The organism is Caldifermentibacillus hisashii (genome assembly GCF_039654145.1).
GTDB lineage: Bacteria > Bacillota > Bacilli > Bacillales > Caldibacillaceae > Caldifermentibacillus > Caldifermentibacillus hisashii.
The window spans coordinates 3320403-3341903 of sequence record NZ_CP155467.1 but is presented as its reverse complement, the minus strand read 5'-3'; the positions used below and the strand labels follow the sequence as shown (position 1 = coordinate 3341903).

18 protein-coding genes are annotated in these 21501 nt (G+C 35.7%); 15 read left to right on the top strand and 3 right to left on the bottom strand.

Annotated features, from left to right (window positions below; all coding sequences use genetic code 11):
- Window positions 1–567: 567 nt before the first annotated feature.
- On the top strand, window positions 568–1254 hold the full coding sequence (locus tag NSQ14_RS16195; protein ID WP_041845678.1) for a response regulator: 687 nt from the start codon (window positions 568–570) through the stop codon (window positions 1252–1254).
- 295 nt (window positions 1255–1549) lie between these two features.
- On the opposite strand, the gene NSQ14_RS16190 is transcribed toward NSQ14_RS16195, so the two are convergent.
- A complete protein-coding gene (locus NSQ14_RS16190) occupies window positions 1550–2455 on the bottom strand; it encodes a nuclease-related domain-containing protein (protein ID WP_328189312.1) in 906 nt (301 codons plus the stop codon).
- Between the two features lie 1023 nt (window positions 2456–3478).
- On the opposite strand from NSQ14_RS16190, the gene NSQ14_RS16185 reads away from it, so the two are divergent.
- The 14 genes from NSQ14_RS16185 (at window position 3479) to NSQ14_RS16120 (ending at window position 18711) form a co-directional block, all read left to right on the top strand.
- On the top strand, window positions 3479–4321 hold the full coding sequence (locus tag NSQ14_RS16185; RefSeq protein ID WP_328188464.1) for a DegV family protein: 843 nt from the start codon (window positions 3479–3481) through the stop codon (window positions 4319–4321).
- An 810-nt stretch (window positions 4322–5131) separates the two neighbouring features.
- Entirely contained in the window at window positions 5132–6628 is a 1497-nt protein-coding gene (locus tag NSQ14_RS16180; protein WP_428831581.1) for a DEAD/DEAH box helicase, read from the top strand.
- A 51-nt stretch (window positions 6629–6679) separates the two neighbouring features.
- Window positions 6680–7402 (top strand): ComF family protein, encoded by a 723-nt coding sequence (locus NSQ14_RS16175; RefSeq protein ID WP_034772636.1) that lies wholly within the window; start codon window positions 6680–6682, stop codon window positions 7400–7402.
- 199 nt (window positions 7403–7601) lie between these two features.
- Window positions 7602–8021, top strand: coding sequence for a TIGR03826 family flagellar region protein (locus tag NSQ14_RS16170; protein WP_346216594.1), 420 nt, complete (start codon window positions 7602–7604; stop codon window positions 8019–8021).
- Window positions 8022–8105: 84 nt separating this feature from the next.
- Window positions 8106–8369, top strand: coding sequence for a flagellar biosynthesis anti-sigma factor FlgM (gene flgM / locus NSQ14_RS16165; protein WP_346216593.1), 264 nt, complete (start codon window positions 8106–8108; stop codon window positions 8367–8369).
- Between the two features lie 81 nt (window positions 8370–8450).
- On the top strand, window positions 8451–8939 hold the full coding sequence (locus NSQ14_RS16160) for a flagellar protein FlgN (RefSeq protein ID WP_346216592.1): 489 nt from the start codon (window positions 8451–8453) through the stop codon (window positions 8937–8939).
- A gap of 138 nt (window positions 8940–9077) precedes the next feature.
- Window positions 9078–10667: a flagellar hook-associated protein FlgK gene (gene flgK / locus NSQ14_RS16155; protein ID WP_343191481.1), complete on the top strand. Its 1590-nt coding sequence runs from the start codon at window positions 9078–9080 to the stop codon at window positions 10665–10667.
- 77 nt (window positions 10668–10744) lie between these two features.
- Window positions 10745–11605, top strand: a complete 861-nt coding sequence (gene flgL, locus NSQ14_RS16150; RefSeq protein WP_343191480.1) for a flagellar hook-associated protein FlgL — start codon at window positions 10745–10747, stop codon at window positions 11603–11605.
- Window positions 11606–11716: 111 nt separating this feature from the next.
- The gene (locus NSQ14_RS16145) at window positions 11717–12289 is read left to right on the top strand and encodes a DUF6470 family protein (RefSeq protein ID WP_343191479.1); all 573 of its coding nucleotides are present in this window, start codon (window positions 11717–11719) and stop codon (window positions 12287–12289) included.
- 115 nt (window positions 12290–12404) lie between these two features.
- Window positions 12405–12851, top strand: a complete 447-nt coding sequence (gene fliW, locus NSQ14_RS16140) for a flagellar assembly protein FliW (protein ID WP_108898722.1) — start codon at window positions 12405–12407, stop codon at window positions 12849–12851.
- A gap of 4 nt (window positions 12852–12855) precedes the next feature.
- A complete protein-coding gene (csrA, locus tag NSQ14_RS16135; RefSeq protein ID WP_343191478.1) occupies window positions 12856–13080 on the top strand; it encodes a carbon storage regulator CsrA in 225 nt (74 codons plus the stop codon).
- 148 nt (window positions 13081–13228) lie between these two features.
- Window positions 13229–14071 carry a flagellin gene (locus tag NSQ14_RS16130; protein WP_346216591.1) on the top strand — a complete coding sequence of 281 codons (843 nt, stop codon included), beginning with the start codon at window positions 13229–13231 and terminating at the stop codon, window positions 14069–14071.
- A gap of 109 nt (window positions 14072–14180) precedes the next feature.
- Complete coding sequence (locus tag NSQ14_RS16125) at window positions 14181–17057, top strand: glycosyltransferase (RefSeq protein ID WP_346216590.1); 2877 nt, start codon at window positions 14181–14183, stop codon at window positions 17055–17057.
- Between the two features lie 61 nt (window positions 17058–17118).
- The gene (locus tag NSQ14_RS16120; RefSeq protein WP_034772618.1) at window positions 17119–18711 is read left to right on the top strand and encodes a glycosyltransferase; all 1593 of its coding nucleotides are present in this window, start codon (window positions 17119–17121) and stop codon (window positions 18709–18711) included.
- Between the two features lie 282 nt (window positions 18712–18993).
- Here the strand turns inward: NSQ14_RS16120 and wecB are convergent, their stop codons facing one another.
- Both wecB and NSQ14_RS16110 read right to left on the bottom strand, forming a co-directional pair.
- Window positions 18994–20073: a non-hydrolyzing UDP-N-acetylglucosamine 2-epimerase gene (wecB, locus tag NSQ14_RS16115; RefSeq protein ID WP_034772616.1), complete on the bottom strand. Its 1080-nt coding sequence runs from the start codon at window positions 20071–20073 to the stop codon at window positions 18994–18996.
- Between the two features lie 363 nt (window positions 20074–20436).
- Window positions 20437–21390, bottom strand: a complete 954-nt coding sequence (locus tag NSQ14_RS16110; RefSeq protein WP_346216589.1) for a transposase — start codon at window positions 21388–21390, stop codon at window positions 20437–20439.
- Window positions 21391–21501: the final 111 nt, after the last annotated feature.

The following is a 21501-nucleotide window of genomic DNA, read 5'->3' as shown; positions in this document are numbered from 1 at the left end:
GCATATTTAGATGTATTTTTGTGATTTATACTACTATATCTATATAAGTGAACTTATTCGAATTGTTTTTCAGTGGCGCTCTCATCGCATGAGCTTTTGTCATTTTTTGTCAAAAAAGTGTATTTTCTAATTTTATACACAAGCAGGTAGATGTTAGTTGAATATCGAATATAACAGATATTGCTTATTCCATCCCATTCTTTTTTAACAGTTGAAATCTATCAATGCAAATACTACCTTTGAACTACATGTAAACGTTTTGTAGAATACTAAGCATCGTTTCTTCCAACATTTTTAAGAGATCATTTAAAGAAAACTCGGCGACTGCGCCAAGCCATCAGGCGACGGCAGAGCCGCAGTTCAGCGAAAAAACATTTTCGCTTGAGAGGTAAAGCTACCGAAGTCTCTCTAGTACACCGAAAAAATATAAAATTTTTTCGGTTGCGAGGTATTCCTGCGAAGCTTTCCTTATACACTTATGCGTTAGGAAAGTAGAAATTGGGAAATTTTTACTTTTCCATTAGCTAAAAAAGACTGGTTACACAATGGCAAGGGAGGATAATCATTTTGAAAAAGACAAAAATATTGATTATAGATGATCATCAACTCTATCGGGAAGGAATAAAAAAAATACTGGAATTCGAGAAATCCTTTGAAGTTGTCGGGGAAGGCGAAGATGGAAATCTGGCTGTCGCACTTGTAGAAAAGTATCATCCGGATGTAGTAATTATGGATATTAACATGCCTCACGTGAATGGAGTTGAGGCGACGAAGCATTTAGTTGAAAGTTTTCCGGAAACAAAAGTTATCATATTATCGATTCATGATGATGAGAATTATGTGACACATGCGTTGAAAACCGGTGCGAGCGGGTATCTACTTAAGGAAATGGACGTGGATGCCTTAATAGAGGCAGTAAAAGTGGTAGCAGAGGGAGGATCTTATATCCATCCAAAAGTAACTCATAACTTGGTGAAAGAGTTTCGTAGACTTGCAGAAAATGCAGCGAAAAAAAATTCAGGGTATAAGGCAAATATTCGACGTCCGTATCATTTGTTGACACGCCGTGAATGTGAGGTACTTCAACTGCTGGCAGAAGGAAAGAGTAATAGAAAAATTGGTGAAGCATTATATATTAGTGAAAAAACCGTTAAAAACCATGTAAGTAATATTTTACAAAAAATGAACTGTAATGATCGTACGCAGGCAGTCGTCGAGGCAATTAAAAGAGGTTGGGTGGAAGTTTTGGATTAATTTAAAAGGCTGGGAATGGAAAAGACCAAAATCGCGGCAAGAGGAGATAACAATTTGTGTTTCTCCTCTTGCCGAATTATTTTCTGGAAGTATAGTAATTTTGGGCAAAAACATTGGACAAGTTTTAGTATATAATATTGGGCAAAAACCTTGGGCAGGTTTTAGTATATAATATTGGGCAAAAACATTGGACAAGTTTTAATGACCAGTTCCGAGCAACAGCGACTTCATTAAGCGGCCCGCATTTTTCTAAGACATTTAATATCTGTTAGTTTTGGAGCGGTTCAGTTTTTGCCTATTCAAAGTAAATCCATCTATTTTTTCCCAAAGTTTTATAATTTTTCTTTAATATTTTATAAACCCTCCCGCTATTTTCAATAATATTACACCATTCTTGAACTGCTTTTGTTGTTATTTTTCGTTCGGGAAATAACAATCTGAATTCATCTACACTCCGAAGAACAGCGCTTTCAATCCTTTCTTCATTATTACACGAGATACATTTATAAAAATTTTTATCAATGACTAATGAAAAAGAATGACAGTCTTTACAGTAAATCCCTTTGCGTATTTTCTCATATTCATAGGATGGTATTTGACTGAAGGGAGATTCAACAATATGTGCATTGATTAATTGATCCGCCAACATTTTATGTTTACTCGTTAATTTTGTTGTATTTGAGTTGAGTTGTTTAAAGTATTGTTTATTTTGTGTCGGAAGTATAAAAGGTACGTCAGGAGAAGCCTGATATAATGTGAATTCAGGGTTAACAAAAATAACATAAGATACAACCGGCATATCAAAATCATGCTCTGTAAGCCATTTGCGCAAAAGTGTTTCACTTCTTTCCAATTGAGTGAGAGGGCTTGCGATTTCTTGGCTAGGATTCTTATAAATTTTATTATTTTTGTAATAATAATCCCCTATATAGTTTTTTATATCTATTAGGTGGATTGAATTAGGAGTAATAATTAAAGAATCAATTTGAAACGTAGAGTTGTTTACTTTAAGCAATAAATCGTTCAGAACGAGACAGTCACATTGAAGTTTTTCAGCCATTGAATCAAATAATACTTCTCCTTCATAACCCATTCTTAAATTGTAGTAATACCGCTTGTCTCTCTCGGATAACTCCATCCTAAGATTGAGGATCCTCATTTTTTTTAATTCAATAGATTCTGATCGAGTTTTATAAATCATATTCCATATCCTTTGTAGTTATAATTTTCAAAATCTATTATATTGGAATTCTACTATTTTTTCTATAAAAAATGAAGTTTCCCGCCTCAAAATGGTGACGAGAAGAGGTTTCGTCGCTAAAAAGTGGCATTTTCCTGCTCAAAATGACGACGAGAAGTGATCTCGTCGCCAAAAAAAGAAGTTTCCTGTGCTAAAGTGACGACGAGAAAGAGTCTCGTCGCCAAAAAAAGAAGTTTCCTGTGCAAAAATGACGACGAGAAATGGTCTCGTCGCCAAAAAGTGGCATTTCCCGGCTAAAAATGACGACGGGAAGTGATCTCGTCGCCAAAAAAAGAAGTTTCCTGTGCAAAAGTGACGACGAGAAAGGGTCTCGTCGCCAAAAAGTTGAGTTTTTCGCGCAAAAGTGACGACGAGAAAGAGTCTCGTCGCCAAAAAATGGAGTTTCCCGTCCAAAAATAGCGACGATATTGGCTTTCAATCGTCGCATACATTTTTTTGTAGTAAAAATTTTAATCAAATTGCAGGGGAAATTGATTTACTTATAGAATGGAATAGTATAGATTTAAAAAGGATGTAATTTTGTCTATAAAATTTTGTTTTTCATCAAAACGGCAACCGGTAGTTTTCAAAGGCTACTGAAAAAGTGGTAAATAATTATAAGACTATTTAGGTGTTTTTGTGGTTGCTATATTCTGTGTAAGTGAACTTATTCAAATTGTTTTTCAGCGGCGTCTAGTTTTCCCTATGTATACATTTCAAAGCATTGCCCTCATTAATTTTAAAGGAACGAAACGCACTTATAATTTTTTATATCCCGAAATTCTGCATAGCGTAATCTATTATGAATCTTAAAAAATAAAACCAGACGAAATGAATATTTAGCTTTGCACAAGGGTTCGGATTTTTGCTTAGCCGAATTAGTAATCATTTCCCTTACTGTGCTGCCAACAAAATTTTGTTCATCATGTTTCGTGCGTAATATAGGCTTTAATTATGATTGTGAAGAGAAAGGAAGGGATGTTTATGAAGACAGCGGTTGTTACAGACAGTACAGCATACTTACCGGAAGAAATCCGTGAAAAATACAAGATACACATGATTCCCTTAAGTGTTGTATTTGGCACTGAATCATATCGAGAAGAAATTGAACTAACTGCGACTGATTTTTACCAAATGATGTGGGAGCAAAAAGAATTGCCGACGACTACACAACCTTCAACCGGAATGTTTGTTGAGCTGTTTGAAAAATTATCAAAAGAATATGACGCCGTAATTAGTATCCATTTATCAAGCGGTATTAGCGGGACTTTTCAAGGAGCAGTTACAGCCGGACAATTGGTACAGTCCATTAAAGTCTATCCGTACGATTCAGAAATAAGCTGTATGGTCCAAGGTTTCTATGCTTTAGAAGCAGCAAAAATGGCTCAGAGGGGGGAGGAGCCGGAAGCAATCATTGCCCGTCTTGATGAATTGAAGGCAACAACAAAGGCATACTTTATGGTGGACGACTTGACCAACTTGCAGCGCGGGGGACGACTAAGCAGTACCCAAGCCTTTATCGGCGGACTTTTACAAGTTAAGCCACTTCTCCATTTTGTAGATAAAGTAATCGTTCCATTCGAAAAAATCCGTACGAAGAAAAAAGCAATGAACCGAATTGTTGAACTGTTGGGGGAAGATGCAAAAAGTGGTGGTCAGTACCAAGCTTGCATTATCCACGCCAATCGGGAAGAAGAAGCACAAGCATGGAAGGAAGAACTCGAAGCTCTTTATCCGAATGTTGAGTTTACGCTAAGTTACTTCGGCCCGGTCATTGGAACCCATCTCGGTGAAGGTGCCATGGGTTTAGGCTGGATGAAAAAATGAGCCGGGGAAAAATAATGAAATTCTTTTAGGACTCGGTGAAGCGGGACGGAGCTTCAATCTTAAATAATCGTTAAACAACCAATCAGTGAACAGCTGGTTGGTTGTTTTATCGAATCATTGTAAGTTTTCCGGTATGTGCAGCTCAATAAGGGAATTATAAGACCCGTCCTTTGCGCTAAGTTTAATAGAAAATCGTTGGACAGTAGATAAAAAACAGGATTGCCTAGAAAGTAGAAATTAAAAGCCACACAATAATCTTGATATTTTTTAATGTTATATCTTTTCCAAATCAATAATTTTTTGTATACTACCAGTAGTTGGATCATCCTCCCCACATCCCGGTGTTCTATTAATAATAGGATGCCGGAAAACGGATTTATCATCCCACATCCTCTTTTTAAACTTACTTAAATATCTCTCTCCAGATTATTTCCTTAATTAAAGGTATTTGTGTCCTAACTGACCGAGGAGCTTTGTCACCATACCGTAAAAAAATCTTATTTCCTATTGCAAAACAGCAAAAATCTCTTGTTGTTTACCGAAAGAAGTCAAAGAAATCGTTCGCCACCATGGCTATTTGTTTACCCAAAGAAGTCAGGAAATCGTTCGCCACCAAGAAACTATTTGCTTAACTAAGTAATCAGTGAATCAGACAGTCGCCATGATGAAGCTTGTTGTTTATCAAAGTAATCAGTGAAAAAAATCGTTCAGTACCATAAGATTATTAGTTTACCGAAAGTAATCAGTAAATCATTCAGCACCATGAAACCATTCTCACTATCCGATTTTGAACATAAGGAGGTATGTGATTTGTTGTTTTTAAAAAAAGATGAATATGTAATTCCGCAACAGCTGGTGAAAGGAGAAGCCGGTGAGTTTGTCCGAATAACCGATATGACAAATCCAAAGGCGCTTCCTGTAGACCCAACTTTTCCATTTAACCAAAACTTGCAATTGTTTTTATCGGGGCGGAAATTGTTGCTCGATGAAATTCCTTTCTCCCTGGAAGAAATTCATAACCATTATTTGCATGGATATGTCGATTACCGGCAAGGGGTTATTTTCGACGGGAAGAGGCTGTACTGTTGCAGATGTGGCAATAAAGATGCAGTTTTCTTTGCTTCTTTTCATTGTGCCCGTTGCAAGAAAAAATGCTGGTATTGCCGCAAATGTATCATGATGGGAAGAGTCAGTCAGTGTACACCGCTCATCATTTGGACAGGTCCCACGCCCCATTTTTCATTTCAAAAATCACTGAAATGGCAAGGAACACTCTCACCTTCACAAAAAGATGCTTCAATAAAAATCAAAGAGGCAGTAAGGGAAAGGAAAGAACTATTGGTTTGGGCGGTATGTGGAGCAGGGAAAACAGAAATGTTGTTTGAGGGCATTGAGGAAGCGATACAATCAGGGAAACGGACAGCGATTGCAACACCTAGAACGGATGTTGTTCTGGAATTAACCCCGCGGTTTCAACAAGTATTTCCGGATATTCCGATCGCATCCTTATACGGCGGGAGTGAGGACAGACATCGATATAGCCCGCTTGTTATTGCAACTACTCATCAATTGTTACGGTTTCATGAAGCATTTGATTGCTTAATCATTGATGAGGTCGACGCATTCCCTTATTCGGCCGATGAAATGCTGCAAACCGCCGCGGAACTGGCAAGAAAAAAGAATAGTTCACTCATTTTTTTAACGGCCACCCCGAAAGAAGTGTGGCAGGCAGAATGTTATCGTGGAAAAAGAAATTGTGTGATTCTGCCGGCAAGATTTCATCGTCACCCATTACCGATTCCCTCATTTGTTTGGTGTGGGAATTGGAGAGAAAAAGTGAAGAAGGGCCGGATTCCGTCAAAGATTTTGCAATGGGTAAAAAGTAGACTGGAAACCGGAAAACAAGCGTTACTCTTTTTCCCTCATATAGAACTGATGGAACAAGCGCTCCCGTATTTTCAGAAAATGGATGGACGGATTGAAGCGGTCCATTCCGAAGACCCGAATCGAAAAGAAAAAGTTCAAGCAATGCGTACCGGTAATATTCCGATATTGTTGACAACAACCATTTTGGAACGAGGTGTAACGTTTCCGAATATAGATGTGGCCGTTGTCGGTGCTGAAGATGATACGTTTACCGAAAGTCCATTAGTGCAAATTGCCGGCCGGGTAGGAAGAAGTCCACAATTTCCAACGGGAGATATTACTTTTTTTCACTATGGGATTACACGTGCCATGATTCGTTCGAGAAACCAATTGCTGCGAATGAATCGGCAGGCGAGGATGAAAGGTTTGATCGATAGCTAAGTTCGTTGTGTCACAAAAAAGGTTCATGGTAAAAAGGAGGGTTAAACACTCATGCAACTTTTTAAAACCGACCTTTGCCTGCTATGTTCAAGCCCAATCGCACCAACGATCAATTGGGAATCACTGCTGTTTGGACCAAACCAAAAACCGATCTGCGAAAAATGCTATGCCCAATTCAGTCCGATCCGTGAGCCAGCGTGTAAAATTTGCAATCGGTCTCTGGATAAACTAAATCCGAAGTTTTATCAAGATGGGGTATGCAACGATTGTATCAAATGGCAACAGTCAAGCAAGTGGAAAAATGTCCTGGAAAAAAATACTTCGCTATTTGAATATAATGATTTTATGGCTGAAGTAATTGCCCGCTTCAAATACCGGGGCGATTATGCAATGGCTAAAATTTTTTCACAACAGTTGAAACAACTTTTACAAAATATTGACTATGACTTGCTCGTACCGATTCCATTAAGTGAAGAAAGGCTATATGAGCGTGGATTTAATCAGGCGGATAGTTTGGCGCTTGAGGCAGGGGCTGAACCAATCAATCTTCTCAGGCGAATCCATTCGGAAAAGCAATCCAAAAAGTCAAGAAATGAACGGATCCATCTTCCGCAAGTATTTCAACTTTCACAGGCAGCCCCGCCCTTTCAAAATAAACATATTCTGTTAATTGATGATGTATATACAACAGGTTCAACGCTCCGTCAAGCTGCGGTTATCCTTCTGCAGGCAGGTGCAAAAACAGTTCAATCGCTGACATTGGCCAGAGGATGATTAAAAATTTTCGAAAAAACATTGAATAATTAATTTTTTGGACGAAATGAATAATGAGGGTTGCTCTCAAATAGGAGCATTTTTTGGGAGCCAACTAATTCTGAAAAAATAATATAAAAAATCTTGGTCAAGCCCTTTTTCAAGACAAGCATAGTATAATAAAACTAGATTAATCACTTGGACTCTGGAAAGGATGATCATGATGGAATTGGTAAATTGTACAAATTGTGGTGCGGTGTATGTAAAAAATTCAATTCGTGACATATGTGACAACTGTTATAAAGAAGAGGAAGAGGCATTTGATAAAGTCAACAATTTTTTAAAGAAAAAACAAAACCGGACAGCTTCGATGGTCCAAGTTGTTGAGGAAACAGGGGTGCCGGAAGAGTTGATTATGAAGTTCATTCGGAAAGGCCGCATCCGCTTAGTTCATTTTCCAAACCTCGGCTACCCTTGTGAAAATTGTGGACGACCGATTCAAAAAGGAAAACTATGTGATGACTGTGCAAAAAATTTCCAGAATGAACTTGAAGTTTTTGAGAAAGAACAACAGCGACAAAAGGAACTGGCAGAAAAGAACATTACCTATTATGCAATTGACGAAAAGTATCGCAGTTAAAAGAATCAAATTCGATTAAACAAATTGAAGAAAGTGCCGATATAAAAATTAACATAGTGATCGATGGAAAGGGAGGAATACGGTATGAAAATTACAAATTACGGTCCATCGGGTCTAAATCCATATATGCAGGAAATGCAGAAAACGGAAACAGTTAAGAAAAAAGCGGTAAAAACAAACGACCAAATTGAAATTTCTTCGGAAGCATTAAAGCTGCAAAAGCAAACGGATCCTGCCCGACAGGAGAAAATCGCTCATATTAAAGATCAGATTCAAAATGGTACGTACAAAATCGACCATCAAGAATGGGCTAAAAGTATATATAATTACTATGTTAATAAAAAATAAAGTGGAGCTTGCTATTTTCAAATGACGATGGACACCACGTCAAACAGAAGCAAAAGAATACAAGTGGAAAAGGTGAGGGATATGAAATTTGATTCTTTGATTTCAATACTGGAAAAACAATTAACATTATATATGAGTTTATATCAATTGGCTATAAGAAAAGTGGATATGATTAAAACAAATGATATTTCATCCCTCAACCAAATAATGAAAGAAGAACAAAAACATATTACAGCCATTTCTGTATTAGAAAATGAACGGATTAAGGATTTGCAAAAACTGTTCCCGAAAAGGGAGACAGTTCCAACGATTAGTAGCTGTATCGAAGTAGCGGAATCTGAGCAAAAACCGATTCTCGAAGACTTGTTCCGCCAACTTACAAATATTTTACAAAAGATAAAGGAACAGAATGATTTAAATCAGGAACTAATCAAACAGTCTTTGCAATTTGTCAATTATTCTTTAAACTTATTTCAGCCGAGATCAAATGCGATGAATTACGGACCGAAAGCAGAGGATAAGTCGACAAATGCAGCAGGAGTACGTTCCCTATTTAATTCGCAAGTATAAAACTATCATAAAAACACGACAGTTCTATTTTTATAAAAAATACGTAGCCGCTTAGTTTTATAAATAAAATTAACCACCCAAGTTTTCAAAGGGATAAAAAGAGTGTGAAACCTCTTGATAGAACGGAGGACTAAATAAATGGTATCAACATTCCATGGTTTAGAAACAGCCAAACGCGGCATGACCGCCCAGCAATTGGCACTTTATACAACCGGACATAATATCTCAAATGCCAATACACCGGGTTATACAAGACAACGAGTCAGCTTTGCGACAGCGGAACCATTTCCCGGTGCCGGACTGAACCGCCCGCAAATTCCCGGACAGCTTGGTACGGGAGTTCAGGCAGGAACAATCGAGCGGATTAGAGAAAGCTTTCTCGATGTGCAATATCGTTCAGAAAATACGAAACTGGGTTATTACAGCTCGCTCAGCAGTGCGTTAGCGAAGATGGAAGATATTATGAATGAACCGTCGAATAGCGGATTGCAAAATATTATGAGTCAGTTTTGGAGTTCGTTACAAAATATGGCCGACCACCCGGAAAACTTAGGTGCCCGACAAGTTGTCGCAGCCAAAGGGCAAATGGTGGCTGAAACATTCAATTACTATTACAATTCACTGGATGGCATAAAAAAGGACCTCGGCAGTGAAATGGATGTGACGGTCAAAGATATTAATACAATCGTTTCGCAAATTGACGAGTTAAACAAACAAATCGCCAGTGTCGAACCCCACGGGATGTTACCGAACGACTTATATGACAAACGTGATCAGCTTGTTGATCAATTATCGAGTTTAGTCAATGTGAAAGTTACGGCAGTCAAACCGACCCAGTACGGACAACCACTTCCCACGGCTGTCGGTTTATATCAAATTGAACTTGTCCAAAAAGACGGAACCTCATTTGGCACAGGGGCGCAATTACTTACTGTTGATACGACCACCGGGGCTTCGCAGCAAAATGAATTATCAATAACTGCTGAAAATGGTGTAAAAGCACCCCCCTTAAAAGGAAATGTCCAGTCTGTACAAGTTGGAAGTGTTACATTGGACAACTTGAATTTTTCAGGTAAACTAAAGGGATTAATCGAAAGTTATGGATATATTGATGCGAATGGGAAAGTCAAAGGCTATTACCCGGAAATGATGGAAAAACTGAACAAACTTGCCTATGCTTTTGCAAGTGAATTTAATCATATTCATCAACAAGGATATGGATTAGATAAAACCGATCCGGCCGGGGAGTTTTTTGATTTAGGCGGCAGTACGGACTATGATGAAACGATTAATTATGCTCAAATTATAAAAGTACGCGATGATATAATCAAAGACCCGACAAATATTGCGGCTGCCAATACACCGGGTGACAATTCCGGGGATAATGAAATTGCTTTTGAACTAGCAGATTTGAAATCAAAGGATTTTAGCAATTATTCCGTTTCGTTACCGGATGATATGTCAGGAACGTTTGACTTTTATTATGCTGCAATGATTGGTGAACTCGGTGTCGCAGCCCAAAGTGCCAATACAAATAAGGAAAATGTACAAGTACTTGTTGACTCTGTTGAATACAACCGAAAATCTGTCAGCGGTGTTTCATTGGATGAAGAGTTGACAAACATGATTACTTTTCAACATGCCTACAACGCATCAGCACGGATGATTACGGTCATTGATGAAATGCTCGATAAAATCATTAATGGGATGGGTGTTGTTGGCAGATAAAGAAAATTTTAATCCGGGTCCGGAGTGGTAAAATACGAAAGATCTTTAAGTAAAATTTAACAAAGGTGGTGAACGATATGCGGGTAACCCAATCCATGTTATCCAATAATATGCTACGAAACTTGAGCAGCAATTATAATAAAATGGGAAAACTCCAAGATCAACTTACAACACAAAAAAGGATTACGAGGCCATCGGATGATCCGGTTGTTGCCATGCTTGGCCTTGGCTATCGTGACAGTTTAAATAAAGTACAACAATACAGTCGAAACATCAGTGAAGCAACTAACTGGCTTGATTCCACCGATGATGCAATTTCTCAAGGAGTGAAAGTTCTTCAAAGAATACGTGAACTGACTGTCCAAGCATCGAATGGAACATATGAAGAAGCACAGCGGGGGGCGATTGCCGTTGAGGTGGACCAGCTAAAAGAACAATTAGAGACCATTGCTCAAACACAAGTCGGTGGAAAATATATTTTTAACGGAGAGAATACAAACAAAGCACCGACAGCTGGTGATTTTTCTGATGGTGATATTGAACTAGAAATCTTTGACGGGATAAAACTTAATGTAAATACAAAGGGAAGCGAATTATTTAAATCAGTTTTCAACACATTAGATTCTCTTAAAAGTAAATTAGAAGATAAAACGGCAAGTGATACTGATATTAGCGGATTTCTTGATACCCTTGATAGCGAAATCGACCATTTCTTAAAAATTCAAGCCGATGTCGGTGCAAAACAGAACCGGGTTGATATGATGAAAGACCGGCTTTCTTCTCAAGAAACGATTGCAACTGAAATCATGTCGAAAAATGAAGACGTTGAGATTGAAAAAGTTATTACAGAGTTGATTACCCAAGAATCAGTTCAACGGGCCGCACTTAGTGTCGGTGCCAGAATCATCCAACCGTCCCTGGTTGACTTTTTAAGATAATAGCTGAATAAAATTGATAATTATGTTCCAATATTCTTGTTATACGTATGGGAGTATGGAAAGGCTATCTAACTTGGGATAGCTTTTCTTTTTAAGGAGGTGTGTCGGGAAATGAACTTACCACAAATCCGACTTGAATCAACTTCAGCACGAATCGGTTTACATATAGAAAAGCCAATCCAAAAAATTGAACAACCGAAACCTGTTCAATCAATCGAACAGCCGAAAGCAGTCGTGAATATCGAAACCGTTCCAGGACGGCTTATCATTGACCAAACAGAAGCCCGGGCTGATCTTGGTTTTAAGACAATCCCCCGATTAGTTGCTGAAAATGCCGCAGACGCAAAACGGATTGCTATGGAGGGAACTGCCCGAAGAGTTCGGCAAGGCGATGACTTGATGAGAATTGAAAATAAGGCAAACCCGTTCCCGTCTCATGCCATCGAAAATGCTTATAAACCGAAAGCCCGGTTAACGATCGGTTGGATTCCTTCACCCGGAAGCGTTAAGATTAATTACGAGCCGGCAAAAGTAAATATTGAAGCAACACCGCAGAAACCGATTATTCAAACACAAATTCAAAAACCGCTTCATGACTACACACCGGGAAAAGTACATGTATATTTAGAACAAAAAAACTCATTAAAAATTGATTTTGTAAATCTATTTAGTGAAACGGTATAATTGGATAAGAGGATGGGGATTTCCGGTAACTGTAAGTTAAAATTGCTCTGTATGTGCACCTTTTGGGGTTTTTGGTGAGTGTGTACCTTATCCATATAAAATAGTAGGTGAATATATGAACATCCAAACAAAATATCATGGTGAATTAACGATCGAGGAAACCGATATAATTCAATTTGAAAACGGTATTCCCGGTTTTTTGAATGAACAGGAATTTATTATTTTACCATTAACAGAAGATGGAATTTACTTTGTCATGCAATCCGTTCGGACGCCGCAGCTTGCTTTTGTCATCACCAATCCGTTTACCTTTTATAAAGATTATGATTTTACTATAGAAGATAAAATCGTTAAACAGTTGGATATAGAGTCTGCAACAGATGTCAAAGTATTTAATATTTTAACCCTTCAAGAGCCGTTTGAAGAATCAACCGTTAACCTTCAAGCACCAATTATCATCAATACAAAAAATAACCAAGCAAAACAGGTGATTTTAAACAACGAATCATACAAAACAAAACATCCGTTGTTTATCGAATCCCCTGATTCGATAAAGGGGTGATTCGATGTTAATTTTGGCAAGAAAACAAGGAGAAGCGATTCAAATCGGGAATGGGATCGAAATCAAAGTTATTTCCATTCAAGGGGATCAAGTCAAGATTGGCATTGAGGCACCCAAAACGGTAGAAGTTTATCGAAAAGAAATTTATGAGCAAATTCAAGAGGAAAACAAACAAGCCGCAACTTCTTCAATGAATGTCCTAGATTTTATCAAAAAGTCCCAAAAATAATAGAAAAAAATTTATGAAAGACTAAACACCTTTCGTTTTTTGTCGATATAAGAAATGTAAGGGCGAACGAGGGCGGCCGACCTTGAACGCTCTGAAAAATCATGGCTCACAAGGACGTGAGCAATAAAATTCAAGGAGGAATCTTTTTATGCGTATTAATCACAATATCGCAGCTCTGAACACATATCGTCAGTTAGGTAATGCAAACAACGCTCAAATGAAATCTATGGAAAAGTTATCTTCTGGTCTACGTATTAATAAGGCAGGAGATGATGCTGCAGGCCTAGCAATTTCTGAAAAAATGCGGGGTCAAATTCGTGGTTTGGACATGGCTTCTAAAAACGCTCAAGATGGTATTTCTTTAATCCAAACAGCAGAAGGTGGACTAAATGAAGTACATTCCATTCTGCAACGTATGAGAGAATTAGCTGTTCAATCTTCAAACGATACTAACGTTGCAGCTGATAGAACTGCATTAAATAATGAGTTTACACAATTAGCTGAAGAACTAGAGAGAATTAAAGATAAATCAACGTTCAATACTCAAGATCTGTTCAAAGGTTCATCAGGTACTGTTAACTCTTCCGGTAGTTTAGTATTGCAAGTTGGAGCAAATGCAGGCGATGTTATCAATCTTGACCTTACAACTTCTGGGGTGAATTTAACAGATATTGTTGCTACTGCACAAAGCGCATCAATCGGTTCTCAAGCTAGTGCAGCTGCTGCAATCACTAGCATTAATGACCTAATTGAAAAGGTATCTTCTGGACGTTCTTATCTAGGAGCTATGCAAAATCGTTTAGAGCATACAATTACAAATCTTGACAATGCGTCTGAAAACTTAACTGCAGCAGAATCTCGTATTAGAGACGTCGATATGGCGAAGGAAATGATGGAGCAAACGAAGAATTCTATTCTTGCTCAAGCTTCTCAAGCAATGCTCGCTCAAGCCAATCAACAGCCTCAAAGTGTTTTACAGTTACTACGATAATAATTGAACCTATCTCCATTTTGGGGATAGGTTATCTAAAAAAAGGTCGTATATTCCATTTTATACGATCTTTTTTTAGATAAAAATTTTTACTTAGGAGTGCCAGCTGATGAAACCTTTTTTGTCAATTTGTATGATAGTGAAAAATGAAGAAAATCTACTAAGAAGATGCCTTGATTCAATAAAAGGAATAGCAGATGAAATAATTATTGCCGACACTGGTTCAGTTGATAAAACGAAGGATATTGCCCTTGAATATACAGATATGGTTTTCGATTATACATGGGAAGATGATTTTTCAAAAGCACGTAATTTTGCTGCATCAAAAGCTTCTGGGGAGTGGATCTTTGTCATTGATGCAGATGAATTTGTAGATCGTGATAGTTTTATCAAATTTAAAGAGGATTTAAAAAATAACCCACCGGATTATAATATTTTAGCCGTTCAAATAGTGAACTTTGTTGGCATAAATGGTAAAGATACTTCGTTAAATTACCATGAAAGACTTTACAAAAATGATGGACTCATAAGCTATTATAGAAGTATTCATGAATTACTGAAGCACAAGGAGTCCAAAGAAAGAAGAGGCTTTTCTGACTTTCAAATATATCATTCTGGTTATATGAAAAATATTATCAATGAAAAGGAAAAGTCAAACAGAAATCTAACCCTGTTAAAAAAGAAGAAAGAAAAGGAACCTATTGATTACTATTTTCTTGGGAATGAATATGATCAATTAGGGGATTTGGATAAGGCAATAAAATATTATCAAAAGGGGTTTCAATTAAAGGATGATCTTAACAAGGACTGGGTAAAAAAATTATTACTACGCTTGGTGAATACTCTACATAAGGCGAATAGAAATAAGGAAGCATTAGAAATTATCGATTCTTGTGAACAAATCTATCCTTATCTTGTGGATTTTAAGTTTTACCGAGGGAAAATCCATTTTGATGAAGAAGATTATGAAAACGCAAAAGAAGTATTTGAAGAAATTTTAAGGAAGAAAAATGAATTAAAAGCTGATTCAAGTAACGACTTTTTAGAGTATTTACCTTATAAATTACTCGGAGAAATTTATGAGAGTGAAAATGAATTGCACTTAGCGGTCCATAATTATTCTCGTGCTTTATCAATTAATGATGCAGATGACTATGTTTGGTCGAAACTAATAAATCTATTAGCAAAACATTCCCCACTTGATGAACTTACAGAGTTTCTTAATAATAATTTATTAACGAAAAATAATATCACACCACAAAGAGTGATAAAGATTTTACTTGATGTTCCTGATTTAAATGCCCAAAAATTAACAAGATCACTTTTAGATGAATCGGAGTTATCAATAGATGAGAAAGAAGCCTTGTTCATAAAAAATTTATGCTTAGATGGTAATACAAATGAAGTTGTAAAAATAATAGCTGAAAAATCACCATCTCAAATATACTCCTTACTTACAAAAGGTATTTTCACTATTATTGATTTTATTATTCTCACAATTGAATTACAAAGTCAGGAATATCAAAAAATGCTTTACGATATAAAATTTGACAAGAGCATTAATAATTTATTTCATGTATTATTTAATAAAAAGCACAAAAAACTTGATGAATTTGAAGAAGAATTGTTTGTATCCATATTAAAACAAGCAAATGTCTTAGGCTGGGAAACGGTTATAAATCATTTAAACAGTAAAATGAAATATTTAAGTTTAAATGCCAAAACGAAACTTAAAAAAATAGAAAAGCAAATAGCTAAAAATGCTGCCCCACGTTACGTTCAATATGAAAACAATCAAGAAAATCGAAAGAAGGAGATTGAGGAAATAAAAAAAGAAATTGAGAATTTACTTGCAAATCAACTTTATGAGGAAGCTTTAACCATTGTTGATGAATCCTTAAAATCAGCTCCTTCTCATGTTGAATTGTATTCTATAAAGGCAGTAATTTTAATTAATATGCAACAACTTGATAGGGCGATAGAAGTTTTAGAAAAGGGACTAGAAATCGATCCTAATCATGTGGATTGTCTTTATAATTTAGCGTATATTCATGAACGAAATAAAAATGTCCATATGGCAAATAAGGTATATGAAAAAATTTTGGGACTAACTAATGATGAAGAAATTATAAAGGAAATAAAGGATCAGTTAAATAAACATGATAAGAAAAAAATACTAGTCGGAAGCCCTATTCATCAAAAACCTCAAATATTGAAGTACTTTTTAAAATCACTATCTAGGTTAGATATAGAAGGAATTGAACTTCATTTCTTATTTATAGATGACAATGATCAAAAGGAATCAAGTTTACTGTTAGAAGAGTTTTCCAAGGCAGAAAAAAATGTCGTGATTTGTAAAAGTGATTTTAATGATAAATATGAGCGGAATAATCAAACTCACTTTTGGAATGAATATCTAATATGGAAAGTAGCAAATTTCAAAGATTCAATCATACAAATAGCGAAAGAATTTAACTTTGACTATTTATTTTTGATAGATTCTGATTTAGTATTACACCCTTATACTTTACAGCAATTACTGAAGGCAAATAAAGATATTATATCAAATATCTTTTGGACAAAATGGCAACCTGATTTCCCTGCACTTCCTCAGGTATGGATGTTTGATCAGTATGAGCAATATATAAAGTTTCGAGGAGAACAGTTATCAAAAGAACAAATTATTGAAAGACATAAGGATTTTGTCGAAACTTTAAAAAAACCTGGTGTCTATGAAGTTGGTGGTTTAGGGGCATGTACACTTATAAGTAAAAAGGCAATTAAAGCAGGTGTAAATTTTAGTGAAATAAAAAATATTTCCTTTTGGGGAGAAGATAGGCATTTCTGTATAAGGGCTCAAGCACTTGGATTTGATCTGTTTGTGGATACTCATTATCCTGCATTTCATATTTATAGAGATTCAGATTTACGTAATGTAGAAAAGTATATGGAAAGTGTAGATATTGCATATTTATTTAGGAATTAACCATAAATAACGACAATAATATGAATTCTTATTGTGTATTTGAATGGGGTGAGGGGAAAAAATGAATATATTACATCTATATGAGAACATGGAACTAGGTGGTGCAGAAACTCATATACTTACTTTAGCTAAGGAATTTTCACAAAATAATCATAAAGTATTTATAGGTTCTCCAAATGGTCCGGCCATTGAACTATTTCACAGAAATAATATTATTCATTTAAACATAGATAATTTTTATGACATAAAAAGTACAATTGAAAAGGTTTATTCTTTTTGTATTGAAAATGAGATTGACATTATTCATTGTCATTATTTTTGTTCCCAATTAGTCGGTGTAATTATTGGATCTGTATTGAATATTCCTGTAGTAACAACCGTTCACGGTGTATATAATAATGAAAATATTGGGATTTTCCAAGACTACTTTTCTGGAATTATATTTGTTAGTGAAGAAGCTTGTGAAAAACATATTAGCCAAATTAGGACAAACAACTATGAAAAGGCTAAAATTATCCATAATTCAGTTGAAGTAAAGTCAAATAATATTAAAAAGCCAGATTCATTGACGGATGAAAAGCTTAACATTTTATATATTAGCAGATTGGATAATGATAAATTTCCATCAATAAATTTCATCATAGATGCACTATTTAAATTAGCACCAAAGATAAACTGGAGATTAAAAATATTAGGAAGTGGAAATAGATTTAATGATATTGTGGGGAAAAGTGCTAAAGTCAACAATGAATTAGCAGAAGAGCGAATACAAGTATTAGGGGCAAAAAAGAACGTATCTCAATATATTATTAGTAGCGATGTTGTCATTGGTGTTGGTAGGGTAATTCTTGAAGGAATTCAATGGAAAAAACCAGTAATATGTATAGGTAACAGTAATTATGTAGGTTTAATTGATAAAAGTAAATTAAATAAAATTTCTCAAGTAAATTTTACTGATCGAAACAGTGTTGAAAATTTGGATGTGTCAAGCTTACAAAAGGATTTACATAAAATTGTAAGGTCTGACCCAGAGCTGCTAAAAACCATAGAACAAAATTATAAAGAAGTTCTAAATAAGTATTCATCTAATGTAAGTTATTCTAAACATTTAGAAGTATATAATAATGCTAAGCGGTTAAATAAGCCAACACAATTTCACAATTTAATGAATGATTTACAAAAATCATCTTTAATTGGTGGATATTTTAAGGATTTAGTATATGCATCAAATTTAGATTACCCAATATATCATGAAAAACAAGAAAAAATATTAATGATCCCTAATTTTAGTGACCCTTTGGACACTTGGAAGGAGAACTTAGAACAATTTTTGAATAGTCAAAGACTGTTAGAAAACTTTTCACTTACAATTAAAATACCCAACCACCTTCTTTATAAATCTGATAGTATAATTAAAGATATAGAAGATGTATTATTTAAATATCAAGCCAATTCAAGAATAGCGGATATAGTTGTTGATATATACAACTTAACCAGTGAAGGAGAGGTTGCATTAATAAATAAACACAATGTCTTTATTCATACAAATCGGCAGCAAATTTTTTTAATGATCCAATGTAAATTACTAGAAATATCTGTAATAAACAATATCGAACTTATGAACAGACAATTGCCTGAACAGGTAGAAAACTAAGGCTGAATAGTAAAATTTAGGTTAGGTTTTACATTCCAAGTTCCAGACCATAGATACGCCGCCTCTCCGATATGTAAGGTTAAGATTTGATCTGCCATGAAATTTCCCAGCTCCTTCCTTTGGTATAGATAAATCATTCTAAAAGAAGGTGGGGAATTTCTCTAAAAATTAAAAATAAATATAATTACATGCGGACTTGCGATAAAAATAATAGTAAAAGTAATTTTTAGGTCAAATATTACATTTCAAAGTGCTGTTACCAATATTTGACAACCTTATAATTTATATTTCTAGCACATCAGCTATTCGTTTACTTGCAAAACCATCTCCATACGGGTTGTTTGCACGGCTCATTTTTTTATATTCTTCATTTTTCTCTAGAATTGATTTGAATGAATTATAAATATTTTCTTCATTTGTTCCGATTAATTTTAATGTCCCGGCCGCAATTCCTTCTGGTCGTTCGGTCGTATTTCTCATGACCAGTACCGGTTTTCCTAAACTAGGTGCTTCCTCTTGAATACCACCGCTATCAGTCAAAATTAAATATGACCTTGCTAGGAAGTTATGAAAATCCAGGACATCCAAAGGTTCGATAATTTTAATCCTGTCACAATTACCTAGAATTTCACTTGCTAATTCCCTCACAACTGGATTCATATGAATAGGATAGATTGCTTTGATATCCGGATATTCTTCAATAATTCTTTTAATTGCCCTGAACATATTTTTCATTGGTTGTCCAATATTTTCCCTTCTATGAGCAGTAATCATAATAAGCTTATACTCTCCAACCCAATCAAGATATTTATGTGAATAATCCCTTTTTACAGTTGTTTTGAGAGCGTCAATTGCTGTATTACCTGTGACATAAATTGTAGAAGGATCTTTACCCTCTTTTATAAGGTTATTTTTAGCATTCTCAGTAGGAGCAAAATGATACTTTGCAATAATACCAACTGCTTGCCGATTAAATTCTTCCGGGTATGGAGAGTAAGTATTATATGTTCGTAAACCGGCTTCCACATGACCTACTGGAATTTGCATATAAAAACATGCTAAGGCAGTTACAAAAGTAGTAGATGTATCACCATGAACTAAAACGATATCAGGTTTTTCCTCTTTCAGTAAGATTTTTATTTTTTCAAGAATATTTATTGTAACGTCAAATAACGTTTGTTTTTCTTTCATGATAGCCAAATTGTAATCCGGAAAAACATTAAAAGCATCCAATACCTGGTCTAGCATTTCCCGATGTTGTCCTGTAACACATACAATTGTATTTAGGTTTTTACGGTTTTTTAACTCTTTTACTACAGGACACATTTTTATTGCCTCTGGTCGAGTTCCAAACACGGTCATTATTTTTTTCTTCAATCTGATCCACTCTCTTTTTATATTTGTATTATTGATTGGTTGTACAAGCTCAACAGTAATTTCATAAGTCTTTCCTTAGCATTTTATGTGTAAAATGTTCAATAGTCAATTTATTTTTATAAAGAGCTTTTTGCGATGTACTGATTTTCTAGATTAGATTAAAAAAATTTACTCTAAAAATTTACCACATTTTCATTTTTAGGTATGATCTTCTGCGATTTTCCTGCATTTAATGCTCTGTTTTGCCTGCTTTATACAAAAAAGGGCATACGAATCCTGTTGTCTTATCCACATTTTTTGCTTGTGGATATCTTTTTTACTTTTACTTATTCACATGTGGATAATTTTTTATACAGCACAAACAAGACTCCTCATATTTTGTGCTTGTTTTTCTTTTATTCTGCCTAGCGCCATGGCTAACATCACACAAAGAGCTAATCCGCATCGTACGGTCATTTTCTTTATCCCTCGTATCGTGTGATTTTCAAAACCAAACACCTGATCAATGCGGCTATTTACTCGTTCAACTGCTGTTCTTTTGTTGTATTCTCTTTTCCATTTGTAGCTGGCACGGTCAATTGGCGTAAATATTCTCCGGTCTTCTGAAAGCGGGATTCGAATGCCATTTACCACCGGACACTTTTCCATCCCCTCACAATTCATGCCATATTGCTTGGCGGGACAAAGTTTCCTTATGGTATTTCGATCTTTATCAAATCCACCACATGCCATTTCTCGTTCGATTCCTGTTGTTGGACAATGACAAAATACATTCCCTTTATAATTATAGGTTATATTTTGTTTGTTATTTAACAAACGGGTACTTTCTCCATCTTTCCACATGTTCCGAATATCAATAACCGGTTTCATGGCATGCTGATCCCAACAGTTGATGATTAGCTTCGAATCATCATATCCTCGATCTCCCGTTAGTATTTCAGCTTTTTTCAGTATTTCAGGTTGGCGTTCTTCCATTTTTTCGAGTAGATGATGTGCTTCGTTTATATCCGGCACATTTGCTTTTGTTACCGAGAACATAATCGGTAACTCATAGCTGGCATCAACGATGAGATGAAGTTTATACCCAAACCATTTTACAATTTTCTCCCATCGTGTACCATCTTCCCTCGTCCCACGATATACTTTTTTCCCATAATCTGCATCTAGGTCCCGACGACCATCCTCTTTTTCGTTTTTATTTTTATTTGCTGCATAGGATTTAATGGCCTTACTATCTATAGCCAAGCGTTTCCCAAAATCCGGTACTATTTTTTTGAGCTCTCTGACTAAATCGTCAAACATCTCTTCTACCTCTGCTTGGTGCATCAACACTTTATGTAAAAATCGGCTGAATGCCCAAGGCGTAGGCACTTTTCCATTAAATCCGCAAAGGGAACGCAATTGCCCATTTCT

Excerpts from the sequence above, each read along its gene's own strand:
- NSQ14_RS16190 (WP_328189312.1), bottom strand. The coding sequence starts at position 2,455 with ATGATTTATAAAACTCGATCAGAATCTATTGAATTAAAAAAAATGAGG.
- NSQ14_RS16185 (WP_328188464.1), top strand. The coding sequence starts at position 3,479 with ATGAAGACAGCGGTTGTTACAGACAGTACAGCATACTTACCGGAAGAA.
- NSQ14_RS16175 (WP_034772636.1), top strand. The coding sequence starts at position 6,680 with ATGCAACTTTTTAAAACCGACCTTTGCCTGCTATGTTCAAGCCCAATC.
- NSQ14_RS16170 (WP_346216594.1), top strand. The coding sequence starts at position 7,602 with ATGATGGAATTGGTAAATTGTACAAATTGTGGTGCGGTGTATGTAAAA.
- flgM (WP_346216593.1), top strand. The coding sequence starts at position 8,106 with ATGAAAATTACAAATTACGGTCCATCGGGTCTAAATCCATATATGCAG.
- NSQ14_RS16160 (WP_346216592.1), top strand. The coding sequence starts at position 8,451 with ATGAAATTTGATTCTTTGATTTCAATACTGGAAAAACAATTAACATTA.
- flgK (WP_343191481.1), top strand. The coding sequence starts at position 9,078 with ATGGTATCAACATTCCATGGTTTAGAAACAGCCAAACGCGGCATGACC.
- flgL (WP_343191480.1), top strand. The coding sequence starts at position 10,745 with ATGCGGGTAACCCAATCCATGTTATCCAATAATATGCTACGAAACTTG.
- NSQ14_RS16145 (WP_343191479.1), top strand. The coding sequence starts at position 11,717 with ATGAACTTACCACAAATCCGACTTGAATCAACTTCAGCACGAATCGGT.
- fliW (WP_108898722.1), top strand. The coding sequence starts at position 12,405 with ATGAACATCCAAACAAAATATCATGGTGAATTAACGATCGAGGAAACC.
- csrA (WP_343191478.1), top strand. The coding sequence starts at position 12,856 with ATGTTAATTTTGGCAAGAAAACAAGGAGAAGCGATTCAAATCGGGAAT.
- NSQ14_RS16130 (WP_346216591.1), top strand. The coding sequence starts at position 13,229 with ATGCGTATTAATCACAATATCGCAGCTCTGAACACATATCGTCAGTTA.
- NSQ14_RS16125 (WP_346216590.1), top strand. The coding sequence starts at position 14,181 with ATGAAACCTTTTTTGTCAATTTGTATGATAGTGAAAAATGAAGAAAAT.
- NSQ14_RS16120 (WP_034772618.1), top strand. The coding sequence starts at position 17,119 with ATGAATATATTACATCTATATGAGAACATGGAACTAGGTGGTGCAGAA.
- wecB (WP_034772616.1), bottom strand. The coding sequence starts at position 20,073 with ATGACCGTGTTTGGAACTCGACCAGAGGCAATAAAAATGTGTCCTGTA.
- NSQ14_RS16110 (WP_346216589.1), bottom strand. The coding sequence starts at position 21,390 with ATGTTTGACGATTTAGTCAGAGAGCTCAAAAAAATAGTACCGGATTTT.